The 26,150-nt window shown below is 38.7% G+C and carries 23 protein-coding genes, 2 tRNA genes and 1 other RNA gene; 15 read left to right on the forward strand and 11 right to left on the reverse strand.

Translation table 11 applies throughout. From position 1 onward, the window contains the following. The first annotated feature begins 35 nt into the window (after nucleotides 1-35). On the forward strand, nucleotides 36-1,121 hold the full coding sequence (locus tag EDX97_RS01180) for an amidohydrolase (protein ID WP_128519376.1): 1,086 nt from the start codon (nucleotides 36-38) through the stop codon (nucleotides 1,119-1,121). Between the two features lie 95 nt (nucleotides 1,122-1,216). Here EDX97_RS01180 and EDX97_RS12085 read toward each other — a convergent pair whose 3' ends face one another. Next, nucleotides 1,217-2,911 carry an ammonium transporter gene (locus EDX97_RS12085; RefSeq protein WP_128519377.1) on the reverse strand — a complete coding sequence of 565 codons (1,695 nt, stop codon included), beginning with the start codon at nucleotides 2,909-2,911 and terminating at the stop codon, nucleotides 1,217-1,219. A 264-nt stretch (nucleotides 2,912-3,175) separates the two neighbouring features. Between EDX97_RS12085 and EDX97_RS01190 the strand changes: the two genes are divergently transcribed. Further along, on the forward strand, nucleotides 3,176-4,879 hold the full coding sequence (locus EDX97_RS01190; RefSeq protein ID WP_128519378.1) for a phosphoenolpyruvate carboxykinase (ATP): 1,704 nt from the start codon (nucleotides 3,176-3,178) through the stop codon (nucleotides 4,877-4,879). Nucleotides 4,880-5,359: 480 nt separating this feature from the next. On the opposite strand, the gene EDX97_RS01195 is transcribed toward EDX97_RS01190, so the two are convergent. Both EDX97_RS01195 and EDX97_RS01200 read right to left on the reverse strand, forming a co-directional pair. After that, nucleotides 5,360-5,434 (reverse strand) — tRNA-Asn (locus EDX97_RS01195). 12 nt (nucleotides 5,435-5,446) lie between these two features. Further along, nucleotides 5,447-5,521 (reverse strand) — tRNA-Asn (locus EDX97_RS01200). A 101-nt stretch (nucleotides 5,522-5,622) separates the two neighbouring features. Between EDX97_RS01200 and EDX97_RS01205 the strand changes: the two genes are divergently transcribed. Next, nucleotides 5,623-6,543, forward strand: coding sequence for a calcium/sodium antiporter (locus EDX97_RS01205; protein ID WP_128519379.1), 921 nt, complete (start codon nucleotides 5,623-5,625; stop codon nucleotides 6,541-6,543). On the opposite strand, the gene EDX97_RS01210 is transcribed toward EDX97_RS01205, so the two are convergent. Then, nucleotides 6,530-7,141, reverse strand: a complete 612-nt coding sequence (locus EDX97_RS01210; protein ID WP_128519380.1) for a TetR/AcrR family transcriptional regulator — start codon at nucleotides 7,139-7,141, stop codon at nucleotides 6,530-6,532. The genes EDX97_RS01205 and EDX97_RS01210 overlap by 14 nt on opposite strands. Nucleotides 7,142-7,303: 162 nt before the next feature. On the opposite strand from EDX97_RS01210, the gene EDX97_RS01215 reads away from it, so the two are divergent. Beyond that, a complete protein-coding gene (locus tag EDX97_RS01215) occupies nucleotides 7,304-9,412 on the forward strand; it encodes an efflux RND transporter permease subunit (RefSeq protein WP_128519381.1) in 2,109 nt (702 codons plus the stop codon). Then, complete coding sequence (locus EDX97_RS01220; RefSeq protein ID WP_128519382.1) at nucleotides 9,396-11,759, forward strand: YhgE/Pip domain-containing protein; 2,364 nt, start codon at nucleotides 9,396-9,398, stop codon at nucleotides 11,757-11,759. Before EDX97_RS01215 ends, EDX97_RS01220 begins: the two co-directional genes overlap by 17 nt. A gap of 313 nt (nucleotides 11,760-12,072) precedes the next feature. Here the strand turns inward: EDX97_RS01220 and EDX97_RS11610 are convergent, their stop codons facing one another. Both EDX97_RS11610 and EDX97_RS11615 read right to left on the reverse strand, forming a co-directional pair. Beyond that, a complete protein-coding gene (locus EDX97_RS11610; RefSeq protein WP_183164214.1) occupies nucleotides 12,073-12,270 on the reverse strand; it encodes a hypothetical protein in 198 nt (65 codons plus the stop codon). Further along, a complete protein-coding gene (locus EDX97_RS11615) occupies nucleotides 12,260-12,418 on the reverse strand; it encodes a hypothetical protein (RefSeq protein ID WP_183164215.1) in 159 nt (52 codons plus the stop codon). The genes EDX97_RS11610 and EDX97_RS11615 overlap by 11 nt, the downstream gene beginning before the upstream one ends. Before the next feature lie 55 nt (nucleotides 12,419-12,473). Between EDX97_RS11615 and EDX97_RS12180 the strand changes: the two genes are divergently transcribed. Next, entirely contained in the window at nucleotides 12,474-12,803 is a 330-nt protein-coding gene (locus EDX97_RS12180; protein WP_128519383.1) for a transposase, read from the forward strand. A gap of 100 nt (nucleotides 12,804-12,903) precedes the next feature. Here EDX97_RS12180 and EDX97_RS01230 read toward each other — a convergent pair whose 3' ends face one another. Further along, nucleotides 12,904-13,134 (reverse strand): hypothetical protein, encoded by a 231-nt coding sequence (locus tag EDX97_RS01230; protein WP_128519384.1) that lies wholly within the window; start codon nucleotides 13,132-13,134, stop codon nucleotides 12,904-12,906. A 249-nt stretch (nucleotides 13,135-13,383) separates the two neighbouring features. Here EDX97_RS01230 and EDX97_RS01235 point away from each other — a divergent pair, with 249 nt between their 5' ends. Both EDX97_RS01235 and EDX97_RS11625 read left to right on the forward strand, forming a co-directional pair. Then, nucleotides 13,384-13,926, forward strand: a complete 543-nt coding sequence (locus tag EDX97_RS01235) for a nitroreductase family protein (protein WP_128519385.1) — start codon at nucleotides 13,384-13,386, stop codon at nucleotides 13,924-13,926. Between the two features lie 2 nt (nucleotides 13,927-13,928). Next, nucleotides 13,929-14,090 (forward strand): hypothetical protein, encoded by a 162-nt coding sequence (locus tag EDX97_RS11625; RefSeq protein ID WP_183164216.1) that lies wholly within the window; start codon nucleotides 13,929-13,931, stop codon nucleotides 14,088-14,090. 35 nt (nucleotides 14,091-14,125) lie between these two features. Here EDX97_RS11625 and EDX97_RS01240 read toward each other — a convergent pair whose 3' ends face one another. Together EDX97_RS01240 and recU are read right to left on the reverse strand one after the other, a co-directional pair. Beyond that, nucleotides 14,126-16,486 carry a transglycosylase domain-containing protein gene (locus EDX97_RS01240; RefSeq protein WP_128519386.1) on the reverse strand — a complete coding sequence of 787 codons (2,361 nt, stop codon included), beginning with the start codon at nucleotides 16,484-16,486 and terminating at the stop codon, nucleotides 14,126-14,128. Beyond that, nucleotides 16,467-17,075, reverse strand: a complete 609-nt coding sequence (gene recU, locus EDX97_RS01245; protein WP_128519387.1) for a Holliday junction resolvase RecU — start codon at nucleotides 17,073-17,075, stop codon at nucleotides 16,467-16,469. Before recU ends, EDX97_RS01240 begins: the two co-directional genes overlap by 20 nt. Nucleotides 17,076-17,209: 134 nt before the next feature. On the opposite strand from recU, the gene EDX97_RS01250 reads away from it, so the two are divergent. The 5 genes from EDX97_RS01250 (at nucleotide 17,210) to EDX97_RS01270 (ending at nucleotide 22,177) form a co-directional block, all read left to right on the forward strand. Continuing rightward, nucleotides 17,210-19,759, forward strand: coding sequence for an ABC transporter ATP-binding protein/permease (locus EDX97_RS01250; protein ID WP_128519388.1), 2,550 nt, complete (start codon nucleotides 17,210-17,212; stop codon nucleotides 19,757-19,759). Nucleotides 19,760-19,821: 62 nt separating this feature from the next. Then, nucleotides 19,822-20,337, forward strand: coding sequence for a DivIVA domain-containing protein (locus tag EDX97_RS01255; protein WP_128519389.1), 516 nt, complete (start codon nucleotides 19,822-19,824; stop codon nucleotides 20,335-20,337). Between the two features lie 8 nt (nucleotides 20,338-20,345). Continuing rightward, nucleotides 20,346-20,689: RNase P RNA component class B (rnpB, locus tag EDX97_RS01260), an RNA gene on the forward strand. A 56-nt stretch (nucleotides 20,690-20,745) separates the two neighbouring features. Next, the gene (locus EDX97_RS01265; protein WP_128519390.1) at nucleotides 20,746-21,678 is read left to right on the forward strand and encodes a magnesium transporter CorA family protein; all 933 of its coding nucleotides are present in this window, start codon (nucleotides 20,746-20,748) and stop codon (nucleotides 21,676-21,678) included. 13 nt (nucleotides 21,679-21,691) lie between these two features. Further along, entirely contained in the window at nucleotides 21,692-22,177 is a 486-nt protein-coding gene (locus EDX97_RS01270; protein WP_128519391.1) for a peptidylprolyl isomerase, read from the forward strand. Here the strand turns inward: EDX97_RS01270 and EDX97_RS01275 are convergent. Next, a complete protein-coding gene (locus EDX97_RS01275) occupies nucleotides 22,174-22,851 on the reverse strand; it encodes a cysteine hydrolase family protein (protein WP_128519392.1) in 678 nt (225 codons plus the stop codon). The genes EDX97_RS01270 and EDX97_RS01275 overlap by 4 nt on opposite strands. Before the next feature lie 164 nt (nucleotides 22,852-23,015). Between EDX97_RS01275 and EDX97_RS01280 the strand changes: the two genes are divergently transcribed. Further along, on the forward strand, nucleotides 23,016-24,131 hold the full coding sequence (locus EDX97_RS01280; RefSeq protein WP_128519393.1) for a PucR family transcriptional regulator: 1,116 nt from the start codon (nucleotides 23,016-23,018) through the stop codon (nucleotides 24,129-24,131). A gap of 160 nt (nucleotides 24,132-24,291) precedes the next feature. Further along, nucleotides 24,292-25,566: a cytosine permease gene (locus EDX97_RS01285; RefSeq protein WP_128519394.1), complete on the forward strand. Its 1,275-nt coding sequence runs from the start codon at nucleotides 24,292-24,294 to the stop codon at nucleotides 25,564-25,566. 57 nt (nucleotides 25,567-25,623) lie between these two features. Here the strand turns inward: EDX97_RS01285 and EDX97_RS01290 are convergent, their stop codons facing one another. Continuing rightward, a complete protein-coding gene (locus EDX97_RS01290; protein ID WP_128519395.1) occupies nucleotides 25,624-26,136 on the reverse strand; it encodes an energy-coupled thiamine transporter ThiT in 513 nt (170 codons plus the stop codon). Nucleotides 26,137-26,150: the final 14 nt, after the last annotated feature.

Here is a 26,150-nt window from a genome sequence, read left to right on the forward strand (position 1 = left end):
TTGAAAAAAATTGAAAATAATAATACCATAAGGCCATGTTAAAAGAATATCGACAAGAATTACATCAAATTCCCGAGTTGGAATTGGATTTACCAAAAACACAAACTTATATTAAACAACATTTACAATCCTTACGATGTGAATTGTTTGAACCCATTCCTTCCAGCGTAGTGGCTTATTTTGATTTTGGTAAAAAAGATACTTTCGCATTTCGAAGTGATATGGATGCCTTACCAGTTCAAGAACAAAATGATCTACCTTATAAGAGTAAGCATCCGGGTTGTATGCATGCTTGTGGCCATGATGGGCATATGGCCATCTTATTGGGGTTTGCCCAATGGGTAAACGAACAACAAGATCTTCCCCATAATGTATTATTGGTTTTTCAACCCGGAGAAGAATCGCCAGGTGGTGCCAAATTGATCGTGGATACGGGTATTTTTGAAAAGTTCCATGTAACAAGTATTTTTGGTTTGCATCTTTGGCCTTCCATTGATAAAGGAGCCGTGGCGACGCGTCCCAAAGGTCAATTGGCACAGAGTAGTGAAATCCATGTAGATATTGAAGGGAAAACAAGTCATGTGGCCAAAGCCGAAGAGGGAATCGATGCGATGGTGGCAGGTGCGCATTTCTTATTGCGTTGTTACGAATATGAAAAAAGTATTGATCCAGGTGTTCATCGATTGTTGAAATTTGGTTTGATGCGCTCTGGTGTGGTTTGTAACTCAATCAGTGGACATACCCATATGGAAGGAACGATGCGTGTATTTGATCCGGTTTTATTTGATGAGATCCAACAAAATATCAAACGAATTGCCAACGAAATTGAACAAGAAGAAAAGGTCAAGATCGATGTGCAGTTTAAGAATGGATATCCAGCGGTTATCAATGATGAAGCCTTGGTTGAGAAGATTTATCAACAAATTCCATATGTCCATCATTTGGAACATCCGGAAATGATTGCGGAAGATTTTGCGTATTATCAACAAGCTTTACCGGGTGTATTTTTCTTTTTAGGAACGGGAACAGGCATTCCTTTGCATAGTGATCATTGGGATTTTGATGAAGAAATCTTGACCCATGGGGTAGAGTTGTATAAGGATTTGATTCAATGTTTATAAAGAACGAGAAATCGTTCTTTTTTTTATGGCAGAGAAAAAGACACCTTGCGGTGTCCTTTTCCCTGCTATTTACGAAATGGAAAGTTTGTTATTGTCTATTCATAATCTAAGGCTTCTTGACCTTGAGATCCACTTGAGATACGGATAACATTATCAACATCATAAACGAAGATCTTACCATCGCCCATATGTCCAGTATATAAAGCTTTACGAGCTGCGTTGACTACAGTTTGAACTGGAATTTCGGATACAACGATTTCGGCTTTGATCTTAGGTAATAGATCCATAGTGACCTTAGCTCCACGATAGTATGTGACTTGTCCTTTTTGAACACCACAACCCATAACACGTGTAACGGTCATACCCATAATGCCAATTTCATCCATAGCTAACTTCAATGCATCGAGTTTTTCTGGTTTTGCGATAATTGTTACCTTAGAAATACCAGAAACACCTTTTGTGACTTTTGTAGGAACGGCTTCACTCATTTGTACTTCTGGAGCTGTAGATACAATATTTGCACCGGCTTCACCAGAAGATGTCAAAGCTTGTAAACCAAATCCAGCGTAGGCATCGGCCAAACCATGTTCTGGAAGATCCAATCCTTGAAGTTCTTCTTCTTCCGTAACACGTAAGCCAACTGTCTTATCAATACATTTGAAAGTAATGAACATGGTAACAGCGGTCCAAAGACCAATGACAACCAAACCGAAGATTTGGATCAATAGGAAGTGAACACCACCACCGTAGAATAATCCAAGAGGTTCTGGATGCGTATCTGTTCCACAAGCGAATAAACCAGTCATGATGATTCCTAACATACCGTTGAAGAAATGGACACCAACAGCACCAACAGGATCATCAACGTGTAATTTGTAGTCCAATAACCATACACCGAAACATACAGCGAATCCAGCACAAATACCTATAATAAAGGCGCCGAATCCATTGACATAGTCACAACCGGCAGTAATGGCAACCAAACCAGCTAACGAAGCGTTTAAACACATGCCAACATCTGGTTTACCGTATTTTATCCAAGTGAAGATCATAGCGGTACATGTCGCAACAGCTGGAGCAATCGTAGTAGTAGCGAAGATGGTAGCTAACTGGATTTCATTCGTGGCAGCAGCACCGTTGAATCCATACCATCCAAACCATAAGATGAAGCATCCTAATGCACCTAATGGAATATTATGTCCGGGAATACCATTTGGACTGCCATCTTTGTTGAATTTACCGATACGAGGTCCTAACATCGTAGCACCGATCAATGCGGTCAAACCACCAACGTAGTGGATAACACCAGATCCGGCAAAATCGTGGAATCCCATCGCTGTTAAGAATCCGTCGGGTCCCCATACCCAATGGGCTTCAACAGGATACACAATCAAGGAAATAACGAAACTATAAATACAGTAAGATAAGAATTTAGTTCGTTCGGCCATAGCTCCAGAAACGATGGTAGCGGCTGTGGCACAGAACACTAGGTTAAATACAAACAATGACCAGTTCGTATTTGTGAAATCAAATAGTGGTCCTTTTGTGAAATCAATCCATCCGATGATTCCTGCACCAGTATCTGGTCCCATCATAATGGAATAACCTAAGATCAAGAAAGCGACGGTTCCTAAACAGAAATCCATCAAGTTCTTCATAATGATATTTCCGGCATTTTTACGTCTGGTAAATCCGGCTTCTACCATCGCAAAACCTGCTTGCATGAAGAAGACGAGTGCGGCTCCAATTAGATACCAGATGCCGAAAACTTGTGATAATACTTCTGCCATATCTTTTTCCCTCCCTTTTGATATGTCATACAAAAAGGCGTAGAAAGGAGATAGTATCCTTCGTACGTCTTTGTACCTATGAAAAAACAAAAGGCACTTCTATCTCAATAGCTTTGATAGAAGCGCCTTTGCTTTTACGATTTTCATTTTACCAATATATGAAAAAATGTCAAATATTTTTCAGAAATTATTTTTCATTGATGAAATAAAAGATTTGTGATTTTCAAAAGAATGAGATATATTTATATACGTTGGAGGATGTATATGAACACAATTTATTTATCTGATAATCAGATCGTAATGAATTATAACCGAATGTATCCAAAGAATCGAGACACGCTGTTGAAAAGCGATACATTCCGCTTTGTGTTGGAATATTTCATGGATGAGATTCAAAACCCAACCATTTTGAAATATTTAACGATTGATAATTCTATCAATATTCACCAAGCAAGTAAAGATATGAGCCGCTTTTTACGTCAATTGGCGATTTTCGAACTAGATGAAATCGATCATCCATACGCAAGAGATCCCGATATGTTGTTGACTTGTATTGAAGAAATGTATAAGTTCTGGCGTAATCGTAGTCGTTTTGCTTTTATGGAAAGCGAACATATGGAAAGCTTTGGCGTCAATACGCTTGTGGGCATGGATAGCAATTTGAATAACTTGATTTTGCGTACGTATCGTTTATTTGAAGAAAAAGTACAAGGTCGAAGCAATTCGGTTTATCGAAATGCGCAAGCCGGTACCAATGCTTGTTTCTCTATTTATAAGAGAGGTAAGAAATTTGCAAAAGGCTATGAAGCTTTGCAAGAAATTCCAATGATTGATACAGTCATGTTGCGTACGCCAATGATCTTGCATCCAAGATCAAGCAAACGTACAGGTGTTATTAATCAGATTCATCAAAATCCGATGGAATATTTCACGGGAAGTAAAGATAACTGGTTCTGTTATCCTTGTAAAGTTGGTTCTTTATTGTGCTTGACATATTTTAATATCAAATATATGCCATTGGCATTGTCTTTGGCTAACTTATTTGAGTTGGCAACTAAAGAAGAAGTAGAACAAAAACCAGATCTAATTTGTATCATTGGTAATGAAGATGATAAGAATGAAACGCAATTTTATCATGATGATGAAAATGATATTTGGATTGGTTGCGTATCCGATGATCCTCGTATGGATTACTTTGGCTATCTAAAGAAAATGATGTTGACGTTGCATAATGTTCGTAAGATGCATGATGGTTGGCTACCTATTCATGGTGCGTTTGTAAAGGTCGTTATGCGTGATGGTTCAAGCAAGAACATTATGTTGATGGGTGATTCTGGTGCTGGTAAGTCAGAGTCCATCGAAGCTTTGAAATCGGTAGGAAAAGATTATATCCGTGATGTTGAAGTCATCTTTGATGATATGGGTACGATTCATATTGAAAATGGTGTTCCGTATGGTCAAGGTACAGAAATTGGTGCATTCATTCGATTGGATGATTTGGAACCGGGCACTCCATATCGTGACATGGATCGTTCGGTGTTCATGGCTCCAGAAAATCCAAACTCTCGTATGGTTACACCGGCATCGCCATATCGATTCATTGTTCAAAATCATAAGATTGATTTGTTTGCCTACGCAAATAACTACACAGATAAATATGGTCTAGCGGAATTGAGTGTCGAAGATGTCAAAGAAACATGTAAAATGGGTAAACGTATGGCTTTGGGTACAACACAAGAAGTTGGTATTTCAACCACATATTTTGCCAATCCATTTGGACCAATGCAGATGGAAGATGTCTGCGAACCATTGATCGATAAGACATTCCGTTGTCTAAAAGAAAATGGTGTCTTTACCGGTGAAATCTATACACATTTGGGCTTCAGTCGTGAAAATCGTAAGGGATTGAATGTGGCTGCTCAAGAGTTGTTGGAATTCATTACGAAAGATATCCAGACAAATAAATAAAGCGAGTCCTTTGGGACTCGTTTTTTTTTGTAAAAAAAAAACGGAGAACTAAGTCTCCGTATTAGTTTAAAATTTTTCGTTTTCGTAAAACAACCATCAAAAGGCATACGACAAGCGAACCACCGAATAAACGCATCCATTGTGTCGAGTGAGTTGTGATACCCGTTTGTGTTCCTTTATTTTTTTGTACTGGTTTTGGTTTTGCGTTGGTGTTGGATGGCTGGTTTTTGTTTGTATGTGTCGGTGCGTTGGCTGTAAATGTCCAAGTACCTATGAATGTGATATCCGCATCTACGCTTTTTTGATTGGCATCATACCCTGCAAATGTCCAGACCCCATCCGATTCTTTGATTTGATTGATTACTGACCACCAGGAGTGATTTTAGTGAAGTCATTCGAAAGATGAAATGAAAAATGTAAATGAAGTTTATAGAAATAAAAAAACATCTCAGATTTCAATGAGATGTTTGCGATACATACTGGCGCCTCCAATAAGATTCGAACTTATGACCTGCCGGTTAACAGCCGGACGCTCTACCGCTGAGCTATGGAGGCACATATAAAAAGTGGCGCCTCCAATAAGATTCGAACTTATGACCTGCCGGTTAACAGCCGGACGCTCTACCGCTGAGCTATGGAGGCATTCGCTTAGTGCTTTTCTATGATACCATGACCATTTTTTTATTGCAACCATTTTATTCAGTATTTTTATGTTACACTAGAGTACATATTGAGGTGAGAATATGACGATTATTTTGTTAGTATTCGGTATGGCTTGTTTAGTCAAAGGAGCCGATTGGTTTGTGGAAGGATCTTCATCCGTAGCTCGAATGTTGAAAGTTCCATCTGTCATCATTGGCTTGACGATTGTCGCATTGGGAACAAGCTTACCGGAAGCTTCGGTTTCTATCACAGCTGGATTGGTAGGCAATAACGAATTGGCCATATCCAATGTGGTGGGTTCCAATATATTTAATACGTTGGTGGTTGTTGGTGCATCAGCCATCATTACGCCCTTTATCATGGATAAAGATATTGTTCGAAGAGATTTGAAAATTAACGTATTGGTCTCTTTTATTTTGGCAGTGTTTGTGAGCATCAATGGGTATTTGGACCGTTTTGAAGGATTGATCCTGATTGCTTTGTTGGTTGTTTATATTGGTACATTGATTCGTAGTGCTCTTCAAAATCGAACGCAAGAAGATGATGCGAAAACACTGAGTCCTTTCATGAGCATTGTTTGTATCGTGGTTGGTGTGGCTGCCATTATTTTGGGTGGTAATCTAGTTGTTGATAGTGCAACGAATATTGCGAAAGCCATGGGACTATCGGATACCTTGATTGGTTTGACTATCGTATCGATTGGTACATCTTTACCAGAACTCATGACCAGTATTGTAGCTGCTCGAAAAGGGGAGAGTGGACTTTCCTTAGGCAATGCGGTTGGATCGAACATCTTAAATATTATCTTTATTTTGGGTGTTTCCAGTGCTTTATCGCCAATTGCGGCATTGACTGAAAATATTATCGATGCTTGGATCTTGGTTGTGATTGCTTGTTTTATTCTATGGATGTCAAGAAAAGACGACCAGATGACACGAAACAAAGGAATCTTGTTTGTCGCTATCTATGTCGTCTATCTGATTTATATTATTCTTCGTTAGTTTTGCCGGTACGCAAGATAGCGCGTACGGCATCAAATAAATAGGGTTTATATTGATCAATGGGCAGAGGCTTGTTGTTGATGATACTGGAATAACAAGTACTTCCTACCATATCAATGATAATATACATGACCACTTCTGGATCTTTAAACTGGTAGTGGTTTTTTTTGGCTAACTGAATAAAATCATTCTTTATATGCAATTCATCATCTGCAAATGCATTTTGAACATAATCTGAAAAGATGCCCCAGGAAAGATTCTTTTCAATGAAAGCCAAGATGGAACGATTTTTTTTCAATTCCATGAGGATATGATTGATCATAAAGATAATGGCATCTTCAAAACCACGAATGTCATTTTCTTCCAGTGCTTTTTGAGCATTTAAGAAAATTCGCCGCGATTCTCGTGAAATCAAGATATTTCGAATTTGATCTTTATCTTTAAAATATAAATAAAAAGTTCCTTTGGCGACACCGGCATGCCGGGCAATTTCCGAAATGGTGACCGTATCGATGTCTCTTGTTGTGAATAAATCAAATGCACTTTTCAATAATTTATTTTCTTTTTGTTTCTTATTTTCCAGAATTTTGGATTTCATTTCTTCACCTTCGTCACACGTATTATAAAGAAACCTGAACCATTGGTCAATTATTTTAGTTATATGTCCAAAATTGTCTAAAAAGTGGATAAAAAGTGGATATAAAAATTGACTCATGGTCAAAGTAGCTCTATACTATTCAACGAAAACGGGGGAAGCGATATGGAAAAATTATCCAGATTCATTGTAAAATTTCGTAACCAGATTCTGATTCTGGCGATCATTTTACTGATTCCAAGTATATTTGGATATCTGAACACACGTGTCAATTATGATTTATTATCGTATTTGCCAAGTGATGTTGAATCCATGCAGGCACAAAAGATCCTTGGCGATGATTTTGATCTAGCCAGTGTGGATGAACTTGTCGTCAATGGCATGAAAGATCGAGATGTCGTCAAATTGAAAAATGAGATCAAAAAGATTGATGGTGTAAAAAAAGTATATTGGCGTGATGATGTCTTAGATATCACGATTCCAAAAGAAGCCATTCCGGATAGCTTACAAAAAATGTTGTATTCGGATAAGGGTTCAACGATGATGATCATCACTTTTGATGAGGGAACCTCATCGACACGAACGATGAATGCGATTGCCAACATCAAAAAAGTAGCGGATAAGGATTGTTTCTTAGGTGGTATGTCGGCAATGTCCGAAGATATCAAGGAAGATCTAGATCATTCGATGCCAATCTATTCAGCGGTAGCCGTTGTGCTGGTTCTTTGTGTCTTGTGGCTTGGTTTGGAAAGCAACTTTGCACCTTTTGTATTTATGTTAGGGATTGCGTTCCCGATTGTATATAACTTTGGTACCAACATCATCTTTGGTGAAACATCTTATATCACCAAAGCTTTGTCCATGGTCTTACAATTGGCTGTTACGATGGACTATTCCATCTTCTTGTTGCATCGTTACCAAGAAGAAAAACTACGACATCCAGGTGATAATGAAGAAGCCATGAGCAAGGCTATTCAAGCTACTTTTGTTTCGATCAGTTCTTCTTCAGTCACGACCATTGCTGGTTTTATGGCTTTATGTGCCATGCGATTGACATTGGGCCGCGATATTGGTTTGGTCATGGCCAAAGGTGTTATTTTGGGTGTTATTTCAACAATCGTGGTATTACCAAGTTTGTTGATGATCTTCGATAAACAAATCGAAAAGAAGAAACATAAAGTATTGATTCGTCCAATGGTGAAATTACCAGCTTGGATCATCAATCATCATAAAGCCATTTTAGCGGTTTTCTTCCTTTCCTTTGCACCAATGGTCTATGCGCAAGCACATACGCAATCGTACTATGATTTGGTTGCCAATATGCCACAATCCTTTAAATCGGTCATTGGTACCAATCAATTGAAAAAAGACTTTGATATGACAACGACCCATTTCGTCTTAGTGGATGATTCAGTCAAGACTCGAGATGTACAAAAGATCTGTAAAGAAATCAAGAAAGTGGATGGCATCACCAATGTCTTGGCCTATGAAGAATTTGTCGGTCCTGGCGTACCATCTTCCTTTGAACCACAAGCCGTGAAAGACATCTTGAACAATGGTGGCAAACGACTCTTGATCGTCAATAGCGATTATCGACCTGCTACCAGCAAACAAACCACACAATTGAATGCGATCGATACGATCATTCATAAATATGATAAAAAAGCGGTGATCGGTGGCGAAGGTAAATTGGAAGATGATTTGATCAATATCACGAATATCGACTTCCAGATGGTCAATATTGTATCTATTATTTTGATTTTTGTGATCATTGTCTTTACCTTTAAATCCTTTGCCTTACCTATCATTCTGGTCGCAACGATCGAATATGCGATCAACATTAATATGGGTATTCCATACTTTACCGGTACGGTCTTACCATTCATTGCTGGTATCGTCATTGGTACGATCCAATTGGGAGCTACGGTTGATTATGCGATCTTGATGACATCTCGATTCAGAGAAGAATTATCCAAAGGTAAACATGTCAAACATGCGATTGGATCTTCCATCAAGCATACCTGTACATCCATTTTGACATCGGGCTTTAGTTTCTTTGCCGCATGTATCGGTGTAAGTATCTTTGCCAAGATGGATTTATTACGAAGTATGTGCTTATTGTTGGCCCGTGGGGCTTTGATCAGTGTGGTTTGTATCTTATTTGTTTTACCATCATTATTATTGTTATGTCATAAATTTATTGAAAAAACGACAAAAGGATGGCCAGTAGGTCAAGTAGAGGAAGGAAGGATCTCAAGTGAAGACGAAGAATAGAGGAATCCGCAAGGAAACATTAAAAGCATTGGGTGCTTGTTTAGTCAGTGCCACGATGGCAGGTAGTATGTTTACAGCTCCGGTTTTTGCTGAAAGTAATACCGATGCTAACCCAACCCAGAAAACCGAAACCGTATATGCCGTTGTGAATCCAGATGGAACCGTATCGAGTACCATTGTATCGAGTTGGTTACACGATGGGGATGGCATCCATAACATCAAAGAAGATCTGGATCTGAAACATGTCGAAAATATCAAGACGGATGAAGATCCAATCAAAAATGGCAATACCTATACATGGAATGCCAAAGGCGATGATGTCTATTATCAAGGAACAACCAATAAGGCTTTACCTGTCAAAGTCAGCATTACCTATTCGATGGATGGTAAAACGATGTCAGCCAAACAAATGGAAGGTAAATCTGGCCATATGAAAATCAATGTACACTTCACCAACTTGATTTCCAAGACAACTTCCGATGGTGTTGTTGTGCATCCAGGTTATTTAGCCGGTGGTATTTTGAATTTAAAGACAGGTAATTATTCCAATGTGACATGTTCCAGTGGTAAAGTCATGAATGATGGATCCAACCAAGTATTGGCCTTTGCCAGTGTTCCAGGCCTAGCCGATACATTGGAAAGTGCTGGTTTGGATAAAGTCGTCAAACAGTTGAAAGCGGCCGATGACTGTACAATTGAAGCCGACGTCGATAACTTTGACTTAGGCGATATCATGATTGGTATTTCCAGTGACTTTGATCTAAAAGAATTGACCACAAGCAATATTCCAGATTTGGCAGGGGATGTATCAAAGATCGTTTCCGCTTCGGATCAATTGGAAAGTGGTGCCCAACAATTGTATGAAGGTACAAGTCAATTAAAGACGCAAGCTGCACCATTGACCAGTGCTTCTGGTAGTGTATTGGAATTAAGCAGTGCCTTAGGAACATTAAATGATGGTGCCCAAACCATGGCGAGTGGTATTCATCAATATACCAATGGTGTTAGTGTATTAAAAGCTGGTGCCAATCAGTTATATGGCATTCCTAGTGGTGTCCAACAAGCACAAACAGGTAATCAATCCTTATTATCGGGTGCGGAACAATTAGAAGCTGGATTAGCCCAAATGGATAGTCAAATTGATCCAAATCAAATCAGTAAGCTACAAGAACAACTCAAAACAGCAAACCAACAATTATCCGCTATGGATACTATGGTTTCCAAAAATAAAGAGCAATTAAATACATTGAATGATAACCTGACCAAAGCACAACAAAGCATGGCAGGTCTACAAACCGCCCAACAACAGTTATCAAGTTTAGCAACCGATGTATTGACACAATTAGGTACGGATCAACAAATCCTTCAAGGTGATCAATCCAAGATTGATAGTGCTGTAAGTTCTATTAATGCCAAAATCGATGCAACCAATCAACAAATCAGTAATGCTAATTCAAGTATCAATGCAGCTTACAGTAGTTCTATTTCGGCATTACAGTCTGCAGCTGCTGCTACGGATGATGAAAGTGCCAAAGCACAAATTAATGAGCAGATCAGTGCTTTACAAAACGCACAAGCATCCTCTGGTACGATCAGTCCAATCGAACATATTAGTGCAGATGATTTGAATTTGACCACATTGAGTAACTTAAGTCAGATCAAATCGGATTTTGATAACTTAAGTACTTTGTTTACGACATTAAGTAAGACCATGAATGGTATGCAGTCAACAATCAAAGATTCGAATGATACCTTAAATGACTTACAAAAAGATATTCAAACCAGTCAACAAGGTTTGGATCAAATGTCCGCATTATTGAAAAACACCAATACGAAGTTAAACTTAAGTCAATTATCAACGGCCATCAAACAGTTACATACCGGTTCTCAACAATTGGTTGCTGGTATTAAACAATTGGATAGTGGTTTATCCACTCTACAAAGTCAATCTAAGAGTGGTATCGATCAATTGAATGGTGGTATTGATCAATTGAACGCCAATAGTTCAACATTGAATAATGGTGCCGATCAATTGGCTTCTGGAACCAGTCAATTGGCTAGCCAACAAGGCAAGCTACAAGAAATGGCTTCCGGCTTAACAGAGTTAGATTCTGCCTTTACACAATTGAATGACGGTGCCTCTCAATTGTATTCGGGTGAGCAACAATTCAATGAAGAAGCCATGAAACCATTGGAAGAAATGGCTAATTTGACTGAAGGTGAAGTACAGAAATTAACAAATGTCTTCAATGATATCAAAGAATTGACAAAAGAAAATGATAACTTTGCCGGTAAACCAGAAGGAGCCGAAAGCAAGGTTAATTACGTATTGCGTACTTCAAAATAGAAATGTTTGATTTGAGGCTGTAACGAGTAATCGTTAATTAGCTCATCAAAAAAAGGACCGATGGTTTTGAACTGTTGTTCATCGCCATCGGCCTTTTTGGTATAATTTTGTTGTGTCAAAATACCTTCTAACGCAATTCAACCGTCATTTCAATTCCCTTTGCGTTTTGTTTACGAAGATTCTATCCCTGATGATATGCTATTTCCAGAACCGTGAAAGAGGTCGTAGAAACGATCAATCCATTTAAATATTTCGACCTCTCTCATCAAAATTCGCATGGGTATGACACAATGTGTTCTTCTCGCTTTTGCTCTCAATGGCTATGTCTCTTTGCCGCTATGACATCCGTTTTCAATTTATCATGGATGGTCAGACACCTTCCCATATGGCTTTTCATCGTTTCATCCATGATGACCTCAAGATGCCCAGCGAAGAGATCTTCTATGATCTGAACCGCTATTTTGAAAAGAACGATACCATCGATAGGACGGAACAGTTTTTCATAGACCAATCCGGATGCCACCTTCATGCATATGAAATACGACTATTATAATCATACCAATGTATTCAAGCCCGGATACAATGTACAGATGGGCAGCAGCAACGGCTGCATCCGACATATCTATGTATCCGGTGATGCCAGACCTGAATACATACATTCCTTTACTGTTACTGCAAGGAACATGATATCGAACTGTATGTGAAATACATATCATGCACAAAGAACAGGAAAAGGTCACGGACAAGAACCGGTTCAAGAGCTGTATGATGAAGCCGGATGAAGAAGGCAATATCTATTGTCCGCAGGGACATGCATTCACGCTGGAACAGAGAAAAGAATCTGTCAAAGGCAGATATCCGAGAACGATCCAGTTCTATCGCAATGAACATTGTGAAGGATGTCCATTGCGGTCACAGTGTACGCGATCCAAACACGGAAGAACCCTGCAGAGGACCGACAAGCTAGCCGAGATGCAGATCGAGATCAGAGAAAACCTGATGACGGAGACCGGTCAGGAATTGATGAAGCAGCGGAGCATCTAGGCCGAAGGGATATTCGGACAGATCAAGCAGGACCAGGAATATGACAGACTATGGCGTCGGAAAGAAACCATGGTCAAATTGGAGCTTCTGCTTGTTTTAATCAGTCATGATCTGCGCAAATATCATACACATAAAATGCAGAAACAGAAAACCAATCAAAAAAACCATTTCTAACATCTACTATACAAACAAAAAAATGCCAGATATGAGCAAGTAGTTTTAATGCGCTCAAAAATTGGCATTTTTTCATTATCGTATAAAAAGCAGAGCCTGGCAGACTGACAAAAATAAAAGAAGGAGCTTCCGCTCCTAGATAAATCCGAAAATTCATCTATTCGTTACAGCCCTATTTTTAAATGACAAAAGGCGATGCATGAACATCGCCATCTATCGTTTATAGATTTTTAGGAGAGAGAAATATGTGGTCTTTTCTGACCATCTATAGAATAGTAAAAAGCTATCGAATGAATTTCAAAGCATCATGTGAAAGAATGTGAATGTTGGATCCAATTGTGTCAAATCATGTCAAACTTGTATTTTTTTACAGGGAGTGATTGAATGAAAGAAGGAGGATACGATAATGAATACAAATGATGTATTAGAACAACGAAGAAGTATTCGTAAATTTAAACCAGGATCGATCACAAAAGATCAAATCGAGGAACTGGTACATGCGAGCCAAATGGCGCCTTCATGGAAGAATTCACAAACACCTCGATATTATGTTGCGACAACCGAAGAAGGCATGAATAAGATGCGTGCTGGTCTGCCACAACGAAATGCGGATCATACGATCAATGCGGTAGCCATGTTTGTGTTGACATTTAAAAAAGATGTAGCAGGCTTTATGAAAAATGGCTCACCAGATAATGAAGCAGGCAATGGCTGGGGCTTTTATGATACAGGATTGGCCAGTGAAAACTTGTTGTTGAAAGCGTATGATATGGGATTTGGTACGATTCTTATGGGTATTCGCAATGAACAAGTCTTACGCGAACAATGTCAGATTCCAGCGGATGAAATCATTACAAGCGTGATTGCGATGGGTGTTCCGGATATTCATCCAACAGCCCCCAAACGAAAAGAAGTGTCCGAGATCATTACGTATGTGGATGGAGGATAGTTATGCCTAGGTATGTAAAGCCATCCATTTGGATTTGTTTATGTGTATTTGTTGGCGGCTTTTTCGGTATCCTGACACATAACTGGATTTTCTATTTTATTACAACCTATGGCTTTGCGATATTATTTCAAAAAGTCTATGCTGCTTTACAAGATAAACAATAAATAAAGACCACGTAGAATTCTACGTGGTCATTTTTTTATAGCCAATCAAATAGATTGAATAATGATTTCTTATTGGTGAAGAAGAAGCCACCAAAATTACTATAATCGGTTTGATCATTCGTATCATCGGTTACTTCACCCGAACCATTTTCTTCGGTATAGGTATTGTTGTTATCTTGCGTTTCCGTTGTTGTCGATTGTTGCGACTGTGTAGTTGAACTACTGCTCGATTCATCATCGGAAGAGGAACTAGACGACGAAGAAGAACTCGATGAAGATGGATCATTTGCCGTGGCTCCTTTATCACCTTGCGAAGCATATTTTGTTTCAATCCATCCAGAACCATATTTCGTTACACCCGATGTTTGTGGAATGCTCTTATAGGTTCCATATTTCTTACAATAATCCAACATGTAATGTGAAATATCAAAGGCTTGGGTAAAACCGCTGACTTGTGATGTTGGGATGTAATAGCCTTGTTGCTCATATTTACGTGGATAACCCGACCATGTCGCAATCGTAAATTGTGAGGTATAACCAATCGACCATTCATCACGAATTGAACTTTGTGGAATACCATACGCTAAACCGCTGGTACCCCAGTCAGACGTACCGGATTTACCATAGACTGGATAATCACTCGTTAATTTTTCGTTGAAGTTTTGATAACCACCATGAACGACTTTATACAATAAGAAACTCATCATAAAGGCCGCATCTTCACTAATGACATTGGTCGTTTGTGCATTGGTCTTAAACTCTTTGTTGTCGGTTCGACGAATCGCATTTCGTACCGTGTGGGCATCGACTCGATTTCCTTTATTCGCAAAAATAGAATAGGCATTGGCTTGCTGTACCGGGCTGGCATACATACTGCCACCACCAATCGCATACTGTTCGGTAAAGTCTTCGCAGACATCATCGTCATAACCAAGCTTCTTACAGAAATTGATCCAATAGTTATATCCTTTCGCATCGATCAAATCCAACATCGCAGCAGCCGCTGTGGTATTTTTGGAAACACCCAACGCATACGCTAAGGAGATATTTCCAGAGAAGGTTCCATCGGAGTTGGATACATACGAACCATTCTTCCAATAATCTTTCTTCTGGTCATTGACCGTATGTTCGGTTGACCAACCTAATAAATCAAATGTCGAAGAATACGCCAATAAAGGTTTCATGGACGATCCAGGCTGTTTACGATCGGTTGCGTTGTTGGTCTTGACCGAATCGGTATGATACGTTCGTCCAGGTCCTATAGCTAAGATTTCTCCATTCGTGTTATCGATGATACTGAAGCCAACATCAAAATATGAATTTGGGAAGGTAACAACTTCACCCTTACAAATTTTATCGGCTTCTTTTTGCACGCTGGTATTCAAAGACGTATAAATATCCATAGGGATAACCGCAGGATCTTGTCCAGTCAACGTTTGTGTTTCTTGAATGACCATGTCAATATACGCTTCATTTGGATCTTCCGCATCGGTTGTCGTATCTTCTTCTTTTAGATCATAAGCCAAATTGGTATTGACTGCTAAATCATGTTCTGTCTGGGATATGTACCCGTGCTGGAGCATCAAATCCAGTGTGGCATTCCGCCTGTTTTGACCCGATTTTAAATGGTCCGTATCGGGATCGGTCTTATTTGCCAATGGATTGTATTGACCCGGTGCATTGATACAACCAGCCAAGAAAGCAGCTTCTTCCAAGTTGACGTCTTGGATGTCTTTGCCAAAATAGTACTGGGCCGCCTTTTGTATACCACGCGTATTATTACCGGAACCAAACCAGATTCGATTGACATAATACTCGAATATCTTTTCTTTGCTGACGGATTGCTCCGCAATCAAAGACAAGTAGATTTCTTGTACTTTTAATTTGACCTGGTCAAATCGACTTAATGATCCTTTTTCTTTAATGATTTTTTCTTCCTGGTTTTTGGTAAATGAGTTATCGATCATCTGCATGGTCAATGTGGAACCCCCTTGGGCAAATCCACCCGATCGTAAATCGGTAATCGCTGCGGATAAGAATCGTGGCAAATCAAATCCGTTATGATCGAAGAAACGAGAGTCCTCGATGGAAAGGAAAGCATCAATTACAGATTGAGGGATTTCCTTATATTTAACATCATCACGAATTTCTGAACCAAATTCATAGATCATTTTGCCATTGGTATCATAGATCCTTGAATTGGACATGGCTTGTAAACCATCTTGACTAAAACGCATACCTTCAGGATCATTGATAATATTGACTAATACGAAGAAAACAGAAATACAGCCTACTAAGAATAAGGTCAAGATCACAACTGCAATCTTATTCCATATATCTAAGCGCCGCTTCATTTTCTTAGGTGTTTCTGTGTCATTACTTCTGCGTTTTTTCATAATGACGTTCCTCCTTAAAATAGAGTGCATCTACGATCGACAAATAATCAAGACGAGGTTGATATCCTTCATGAACTGGATGTCCATATTGTTCAAACCATGCATAAGGAATCGATTGACGATCCATCGTCTCAATTTCATGGATCAAGATTTCTGAATCAACCAAATATGTACAGTCATAAGCCGTAAAACGAATGAGAAAGAAACCAATACCACCATGGAAATGAACTTTTTTTAAATGTTCAATTTGATGAGGATGTACCATAAATAAAGGGAAATTCTTTTTATTTTGGGTTTCTTTGGCTTCAAAATCGATATATCGACCTCGATAGACCCCATTGTAGTCAGTCGTTGACGGTGTTCGATAATACGCTTCGACAATCTTGGCTCGATTTCGACTGGGATAATCCACCCGCACCACTTGAATGGGTGTCGGCTTTTTATAAATCAAAGCCCGATCAACCGCTCGATAATAGGCATTGGAATCATTTAAATCATTTTCTAAACGCATACCACGACCACTGTGATAGTCGGAAGTTAAGCCCATTTGGGCATGTTTTGTCCCATTTGGATATTTGATTGTACTCATCAGAATGATTATACTTGAAAATGAACGAACATTCAATCTTTGCTATGGTATGATATAGATAGTAAAGGCTATCTGCATATTTTTATTTTCAACATCAATGATATAATAAAACAATTCACTAGAGGAGAAAATTTATGCTTACTTGTAAACATATCATCAAAGACTATCCAAGTGGTGACAAGGTCGTACATGCCTTACGCGATGTATCCTTGACCTTTCGTGATAGTGAATTCGTGTCTATTTTAGGCCCAAGCGGCTGCGGTAAGACAACCTTTCTAAATATATTGGGTGGTTTGGACCATTATACATCAGGTGATTTAGTTATCAATGGAAAATCCACCAAAGAATATAGTGAGAAAGATTGGGATACCTATCGAAATCATCATGTGGGATTTGTTTTTCAAAGTTATAATTTGATCATGCATCAAACGGTCTTGGCCAATGTTGAATTGGCATTGACCTTGACCGGGGTAGAAAAAAATGAAAGAAAAGAGAGAGCCATCCAAGCTTTAGAAAAAGTGGGATTAGCCGATCAAATCCATAAACGCCCGGCCCAATTATCTGGGGGACAGATGCAACGTGTGGCGATTGCTCGTGCTCTGATCAATGATCCTGATATTGTCTTGGCCGATGAACCAACCGGTGCCTTGGATTCGGAAACCAGTGTTCAAATCATGGAACTCTTAAAAGAAATTGCCAAAGATAAATTGGTGATCATGGTTACCCATAATCCAACCTTGGCACAAGATTATTCGACGCGTATCATTCGTCTATTCGATGGACAAGTTCAATCGGATTCACGACCTGTGGATGAAACCGAGATCCATCCACATCCCGATGATCAACGTCGACCTTCGATGTCATTTAAAACAGCTTTATCATTAAGTATGACTAATCTCATGACCAAAAAAGCAAGAACATTATTGACTGCTTTTGCGGGCAGTATCGGAATTATTGGGATTGCCTTGGTTTTGTCATTATCCAATGGTATGCAACTATATATTAACCAAGTTGAAAATGATACTATGGCCAGTTATCCCATCGAGATCAAAGACTATTCAACCGATATGTCCGTTATGCTTTCGACTATGATGAACATGCAAAATACAAAAGCCAAAAAAGATGGAAAAATTCATACCCAGCCAATGGTCAAAGATATTTTGGATTCGGTATCCAATTCAAAAAAGAACAATATATCCGCTTTTAAATCCTATTTGGAAAGTTCCGAAGGGAAAGATTTAAAAAAAGCAACCAAAGCGATTGAATATCAATATGATCTGCCTTTACAAGTTTACAATGAAAATACCCAATCCGGTTTGGTTCAAGTCAGTCCCAATGGCTTGTTGCAACGTTTAGGTATGTCGGATATGTTGTCAGCAACTTCCCAAATCAGTGGCAACAGTTCAGGACAGTCTGTATGGACAAAATTACCGGATAGTCAAAAATTACGAGATGATGAATTTGAATTGACTGGTGGAAAGTGGGCAACCAATGAAAATGAAGTAGTCTTAGCGGTGGATCAAAACAATGAAATCAGTGATTATGCGCTTTATTCTTTGGGATTGATGAACCAAGACGATTTAGTCAATGCATATCGTGATTTTATTGCTGGAAATACCGATAAGATGCCTACCACTAAGATGCCTACGTATACAAAGAAAGAATTATTGAATACAACGTTCCGTTTGGTTTTAAATACCGATTTATATCAGAAAAAAAATTCAGTCTGGATCGATGCTTCTCAGGATCAAGAGGCTTTAAAGAGCATTGTTTCTAAATCCAAGGAAGTAAAAGTCGTGGGTATCATTCGTCCAAAAAAATCGACGGCCAATCAACAGTTCTATGGTGGTGTTTACTACACATCGGCCATGCAGAATTATGTAGCTACCCAATGTGAACAATCGGCAATTTATCAGGAACAAAAGAACAATCCACAAACCAATGTATTTACCGGACAAGCATTTGGTGCCCAACAAAGCAGTGATAATGCCAGTGCATTGGCTGGATTATCCCAATCCGAAATGTTAGCGTATGCACAAACGATGTCCGAAAATGCGAGTGCTACCTATGATTCCAATATGACCAAACTAGGTTATATGGATCCGGATAAACCAAGTGCTATCAATATGTATGTATCCAGTTTTGATAAGAAAGAAAAAGTCAGTGATTTGATCACAAAGTACAATGAGAAACAAAAGAAAGCCGGAAAAACCGATAATGTCATTACCTATAATGATGTAGTTGGCACCATGATGAAATCGGTAACCAGTGTCATTGATTTGATCAGTTATGTTTTGATTGGCTTTGTGAGTGTTTCGTTGATCGTTTCTAGTATCATGATTGGTATCATCACGTATATTTCGGTTCTGGAACGAACCAAAGAAATTGGTATCTTACGTGCCATGGGAGCTTCCAAACGAGATATTTCGCGCGTGTTCAATGCCGAAACCTTTATCATTGGCTTGACTTCCGGTATTATGGGTATCCTGATTACATTAATCTTGAATATTCCAATTAATACGGTCGTATATTCAAAAACACACATTGCCAATATTGCGCGATTGCCTTGGCAAGGTGGTTTGATCTTGATCTTGATTAGTTTAGGACTGACCGTATTAGCCGGCTTGATTCCAGCGCGAATTGCTTCGAAAAAAGATCCGGTGGAAGTATTGCGATCTGAATAATGTGGGTTGATTTTTTAGCTTTAAAAAGGCATAATGTGTATTAGTATTGGGGGAATGAATATATGGCAAATAACTTGAATTTAACTGCTCAAGATGTATACTCCAAAGAATTCCATGTGGATCTAAAAGGATATGCACCAGCAGAAGTTGATGAATTCTTGGATCAAGTCATTGAAGATTATCAGGAATATGATGAAAAAATCGAGGAATTGTCGCAAGCTATTACTCGTTATGAACAAAAAATCAATGAGTTGCAAGCGAAAATCGTCGAATTAAATACAGACAATCGTAAACTACGTGATCAAATGAAGAGTGGTATGGTTGCCGCTAATAACAGTGATCAAGTGGATATCTTAAAACGAATCAGTCGTTTGGAACAAGCTGTATTCCACAACAATCGTTATAATGGTGGATACCGTGGTTCAAAGAACAAACGTAAAAACAACAATGCTGCACAGCATCAAGCCCAAGCGCATGAACACGAAAAGGTAGAACCACAAATGGTTGCACCACAAACAGTGGAACCAGAACAACCAAAAGTTGCGCAACCAAAAGAAGTGCAACAAGAAGAAAACTAAAACAACTCTTAAATCCGCAGTCGCTGGCAATAGCTAGAGGAAAGTCCATGCTCGCACGATCTGCGATGATCGTAGTGTTTGTGCTAGATGAATCAATAAGTCTAGGCAGTTGAAGCCATTCAATTGACGGCAACTTCAATCCTAAGGGAAACTAAGGAAGCGAGTTTGAAAGTGCCACAGAGACGAGTTCGAATGGAAACATCCGAGGTGGAACGGGTAAACCCCACAAGCGAGAAACCCAAATTTGGTAGGGGAGTCGGCCAGAATGAATCAAAAGGATGGCCGGATATCGAAAGATGATATCGAAAGATATAGATAAATGACTGCATATACAGAACATGGCTTATGCATTTGAGAGAATAAGCAAGGTTTGTCCTTGCTCTTTTTTTTGAAAGGAGGGAGTCTCACATGATTGAATACTTTAAGACGACAGAAGAAGGCACGCAACAATTGGATATGCCCGAAAGAGGTTGTTGGATCAATTGTGTAGCTCCATCCATGGAAGAAAAACGCTTTTTGACCGATCATGTAGGCGTCTTACCAGAATTTGTCCAATCCAGTTTAGATGAAGAGGAATCATCCCATATTGATTATGATGATGATTTGGAACAAACCCTGGTCATTATTGACTATCCAAGTATGAAAGGAATCGATAGTGGTGCCAATGAATATTTTACATGTCCATTGGGCGTGGTTTTGATGCATGGCTATATTATCACAATTTCTCTATACGAAAGTTGGAGTATCAACACCTTACGTCGACATCTTGGTAAGTTTGTGGATACGCGTTTGAAGACTCGTTTTTTATTGACGCTGTGTTTATACATTTCACAACGTTTCTTGATGTGTCTGCGTCAAATTGATCGTTTATCGACCCAAACCGAACAAGATCTACAAGAAGATCTGGATAACGATGGACTCTTACGCTTATTAGGACTTGAAAAATCTTTGGTGTATTTTTCAACTTCTTTAAAATCCGATGAAACCACATTGAATCGAATCCATCGAGGAAAACAAATCAAATTGTATGAAGAAGATGAAGAATTATGGGAAGATGTCATGATTGAAATGAATCAGGCAAATGAAATGTGTAACATTTATTCCGGCATTTTGTCGCAAATGCGCGAAACATACAATAGTATTATTTCAAACAATTTGAACCAGGTCATGAAATTATTAGCTATCGTGACCATCGTCTTGTCTTTGCCAAATATTGTTTATGCTTTCTATGGTATGAATGTTCGTTTGCCACTTCCTTATGTTTGGTTCCCAACGTTGGTTTCCGTTCTACTTTGTGTGGGCTCTTTGATCTGGTTATTAAACAGTAAACGATTTAAATGAAAGGAAAAAGAATATGAATGTAATTAATGGAAAAATCACAATGGAAAATGGCGATATCATGGAATTTGAAATGTATCCTGATGTAGCTCCAAAAACAGTACAAAACTTTGTAGACTTGATCAATAAACATTTTTATGATGGTTTGATCTTTCATCGCATCATCAAAGGCTTTATGATTCAGGGCGGCGATCCAGAAGGCACCGGTATGGGCGGCCCTGGCTATACGATTCCTGGTGAATTTAGTGCCAATGGATTTAACAATGATCTAAAACATACACGTGGTGTTTTATCGATGGCACGTACAATGGATCCAAATTCAGCCGGTTCTCAGTTTTTCATCATGCATCAAGATGCACCACATCTAGATGGACAATATGCGGCGTTTGGAAAATTAACGAGTGGTTTCGATGTATTGGATGCGATTGCGTCTGTTAAGACCGATTGGATGGATCGTCCGAAAAAAGAACAAAAGATCAAGACCATTGAAATCATCGATTAGAAGGAGTCCTCCTCCTTCTTTTTATTTGCTTCGATCTCTTTTTTTAGATCCGTTTCTTGAAGTACACGAGCAAACCCTTCACCAAATAGATCCAATTCCATATCGACCCATTGTTGTCCACTTGCTCCGGCATGATCATAACCGCTGACTCCATCCGCCATTACGACGACGTTGTAGTCTTTGTGATAGGCACTGCGAATCGTGCTGTCCACACACCAATTGACGACTGTACCACAAATGATCAACGTTTTGATATTTTGCTTCTTTAACCAAGTTTCTAGATCCGTATGAGCAAAGCAATCATAGCCATATTTGGTAAATATCGTATCGGAAAGGGTGGGTGCTAAGGCATCGGTGATCTCACATTCAGGACTGCCAATCTTAAATTTATATTCGCCTTTGGCATTGATGAGACCTCGTTCTTTGTTCTTTTGCCAATAAAAATCGTAACAATAGTCTGGTCCTTGCGCAAAGACGGACATATAAACGGGAATTTGATATCGATGACAAAAATTTTGAAAGTCACGAATTATCTTTACTTGGGTGCGTGCCATAGGTACTTCTAAATAACTTCCTTCATCGACAAATCCCTTTTGCATGTCCACGATCAAAAAAGCAGTGTCTTCGGAACGAATCGAAAACGATGGTTGCCATTCCCAATATTTTTTACTCATGTTCTAACCTCCTCAAAATAAAAAGAAGTCATGCTGGAAAATGACTTCTTTGTCTTGATGTTTTTAGCATAATCGGAAAGCTTCTCTTTGACAATGTATAAAGTATCTATCTATCATTGACAAATTATGGTTAAATTATACAATGCAAAAAAGGAGGGTCTTCTATGGCTACAGTTGAAGATATCATGAATCTGGATTTTTTTAAGCACAACCATTTAGAATTAGTGGCCGGCGAACAAGGACTCTATCGTATTGTGACCAGACCCAATATTGCCCAATTGATGAACTTTTCCGATTGGATGGGCGGCGGTGAATTTCTATTGATCAATGGGGTAGGCTTAGGCCTGGATCAAAAAGAAAATATGTTGCAGGTGATCGAAAATGCGAACAAAGCCAATGCAGCATGCATCGCCTTTGAAATCAGTCAAACCTTTATACCTAAGATTCCACAAGAAGCCATTGATCTTGCCAACCAATATCAACTTCCCATTTTTACACTTTCTTGGGATGTACCATTTGGTCCAATCTTAAATACGGTCTATGACTTTATTGTTCGCGAAGAAAGAAAAGAATCAACCATCATGGATATCATGCGAAATATTTTATTTGCGAATGTGAATCCTGGACAGATTCTCCAACAAACCGATTATTATGGATATGATCTTCGGAGTCCCCATCAATGTCTGGTCTTTCAAAAAGAAGGAGGATATGAAGCATTAAAGAAACATTTTCGTGAAGATAAAAGAATTTTGTATCTAGAACAAAATGAACATCTTATCGTGTTTTATCCCTATTGCGAAAAGAAACAACTCAAAAATCAGTTGCGAAGTCTTCTAGCAACAGAAGATGTATATATTGGAATTGGTGATGTTTGTACAAATCTGATGAAGTATCAAAATAGCTATTATCAAGCATTGCGTGCCTTGCGTTATTTGATGGTCACAAAAGAAAAACAGATTCTTTTTTATGATGAACTCGGTTTATTGACATTATTGGATGATGTTGATAATGACCATAATATCAAACAATATATCATGGATTTTTTAGCACCTTTACAAGAATATCAGACACATCATTCGATTGATTTGATTGAAACGTTGAATGTCTATCAAGAATGTAATTTTAATGTGGCAAAAGCCAGTCAAAAATTATTTATTCATCGAAATACGTTGCTTCAAAGATTGGAAAAGATTGCCATGTTGTTGGATGTGGATCTCAATAATTTCAATGCTCGTCGCGAAATTATGAATGTCATGAATCTTAAAAAGTATTATGGGTAAAATATCTATAAAAAACTATAAAAAATACATACAATCTATCCATATACAACTCATTTTTTGTATGCTAATATGCAGATATCCAAAGCAAAGCAGGCAAAGAAGTCATAAAATGAAAATTCATTTTATGGCTTTTTTTGTTTTCGAAAGGAGAGTGAATGCTATGGATGAGAAAAAAGATGTGGAATTTACCCAACAAGCTGTACCCCTATCACAAAGAAAAGGTTTTTTAGAAATTTGTGTTGTCTGGATTGGCTACGTCTTTGTGGTTACCGGTATGCAAGTAGGCGGTACAATGGGAATTTCTACCGATTTTGCGACCTTGTTACAAGCATTGGCCGTGGGCAGTGTGATCTTATTGATCCTCGGTTCTTTTATGGGACTGATTGCCTTAAAAACTGGCTTGACGTTTGGCAAGATCTGCCGCTATGCATTTGGTTCCTTAGGATCCCATATCATTTCTTTGATGATCGTTGTGACCTTGATTGGATGGTTTTCTGTGGATGCCTATATGATTGGACAAGCTTCTCATGCGTTATTTTCTTTTTTACCCATTATTCCGATTGCCATATTGGCTGGTATTGCAATGACCACGACCGCCTTATTTGGTATGTCCTGGATGTCAAAGCTTAGTGATATTGCGGTGTCATTGGTCTTGATCTTTGGAATCCTATCCATTGTTCTGAGTGTGAAAAGTACCGGTGGAATGGATGCTTTATTTGCAATCCAACTCAAAAATCCAGCTTCCTTCAATACCTTGGTTTCGCTTGCGATTGGCTCCTTTGTATGTGGCGCAGTTTCTTTTACCCCGGATGTTTTACGATTTGCGAAAAATAAGAAACAGACTTTGATCATCATGTTTATTGCGATGATGTTGGCCAATCCCTTAATGATCATTTTAAGTGCAGTTGGTGCTATTGCCACTGGCTATTCCGATATTACCTATGTATTGGCATCCCAAGGATTATTGGCTCCAGCTTTTCTTGTCATGATCCTCAATATTTGGTCGACGGCTCAAGGATGTGTCTATTCCGGTTCGTTATCGTTAGGAAATACTTTATCGATTGATCGAAAGTATCTGGTCATCGGCTTTGGAGCCTTAGGCACCTTAGGCGCAGTCTTGGGATTCTACAATTATTTTGGTCAATTCATCAATTTTTTAGCCACCACCATCCCGGCTTTAGGCGGTGTATTCATTGCCGATTATCTCGTGACTTATCGAAACGGCTATCCATCACTAGATGGGGGAATGATCCCTCAAGTCAAATGGCAAGCTTTCCTGGCTTGGGGACTTGGTATTGCGGCTAATTATCTTTCCTTTGGCATTGGTCAAGTAAATAGTATTCTTGTTGCTTTTTTAATGGAAGCTGGTTTGTCTTTATGGATCGAAAAAATCAGAAATGTAAATAATACCAAGATCGTATCCGAAAATGTATAAGCTGTCTTTTCCAAGGCAGCTTTTTTTCATGAAAAAAACGCAGATTGCTCTGCGTCATTATGCTTTTTTCATACGTGGTGCTAATGATTTCATCAATAAAGGAACCAAGATCAAACCAATAATGGTTGTTGGTACCATGTACCAGGCTTGATAAATAATGGATCCCATCCATGTGGTCTTATAGAAGACAACACCACTAATGGTTGAAGAAATAAAACGAATGACGTTTGTGATCAATACACCTGAATAGAAATATTTATAGTTAGGAAATAAACAAGCCAATCCATACACACTAAAGGCAATGAAGTAATCCAATAAGAATTGGGTAAATCCTAATAAATACATTCTACCCGTCACAAATTGACAGAACACACTTACGATCGCAACAACTGTACCTTTCTTCCAACTCAAATGATAGCTAGCCAATAATAAGGCAACGGTAGAAACACCTAAACTACCACCTTGTGGCATTTGTAGGAAACCTAATGTATTGACAAAAATATCCAATACCATGAATAGGGCAACATAGAATGCCATCAAAACAAGATCTTTCACTGATAAATCTTTCATAAAAAAACACCTCC

The organism is Absicoccus porci, assembly GCF_003725415.1.
Classification (GTDB): Bacteria; Bacillota_I; Bacilli_A; order Erysipelotrichales; family Erysipelotrichaceae; genus Absicoccus; species Absicoccus porci.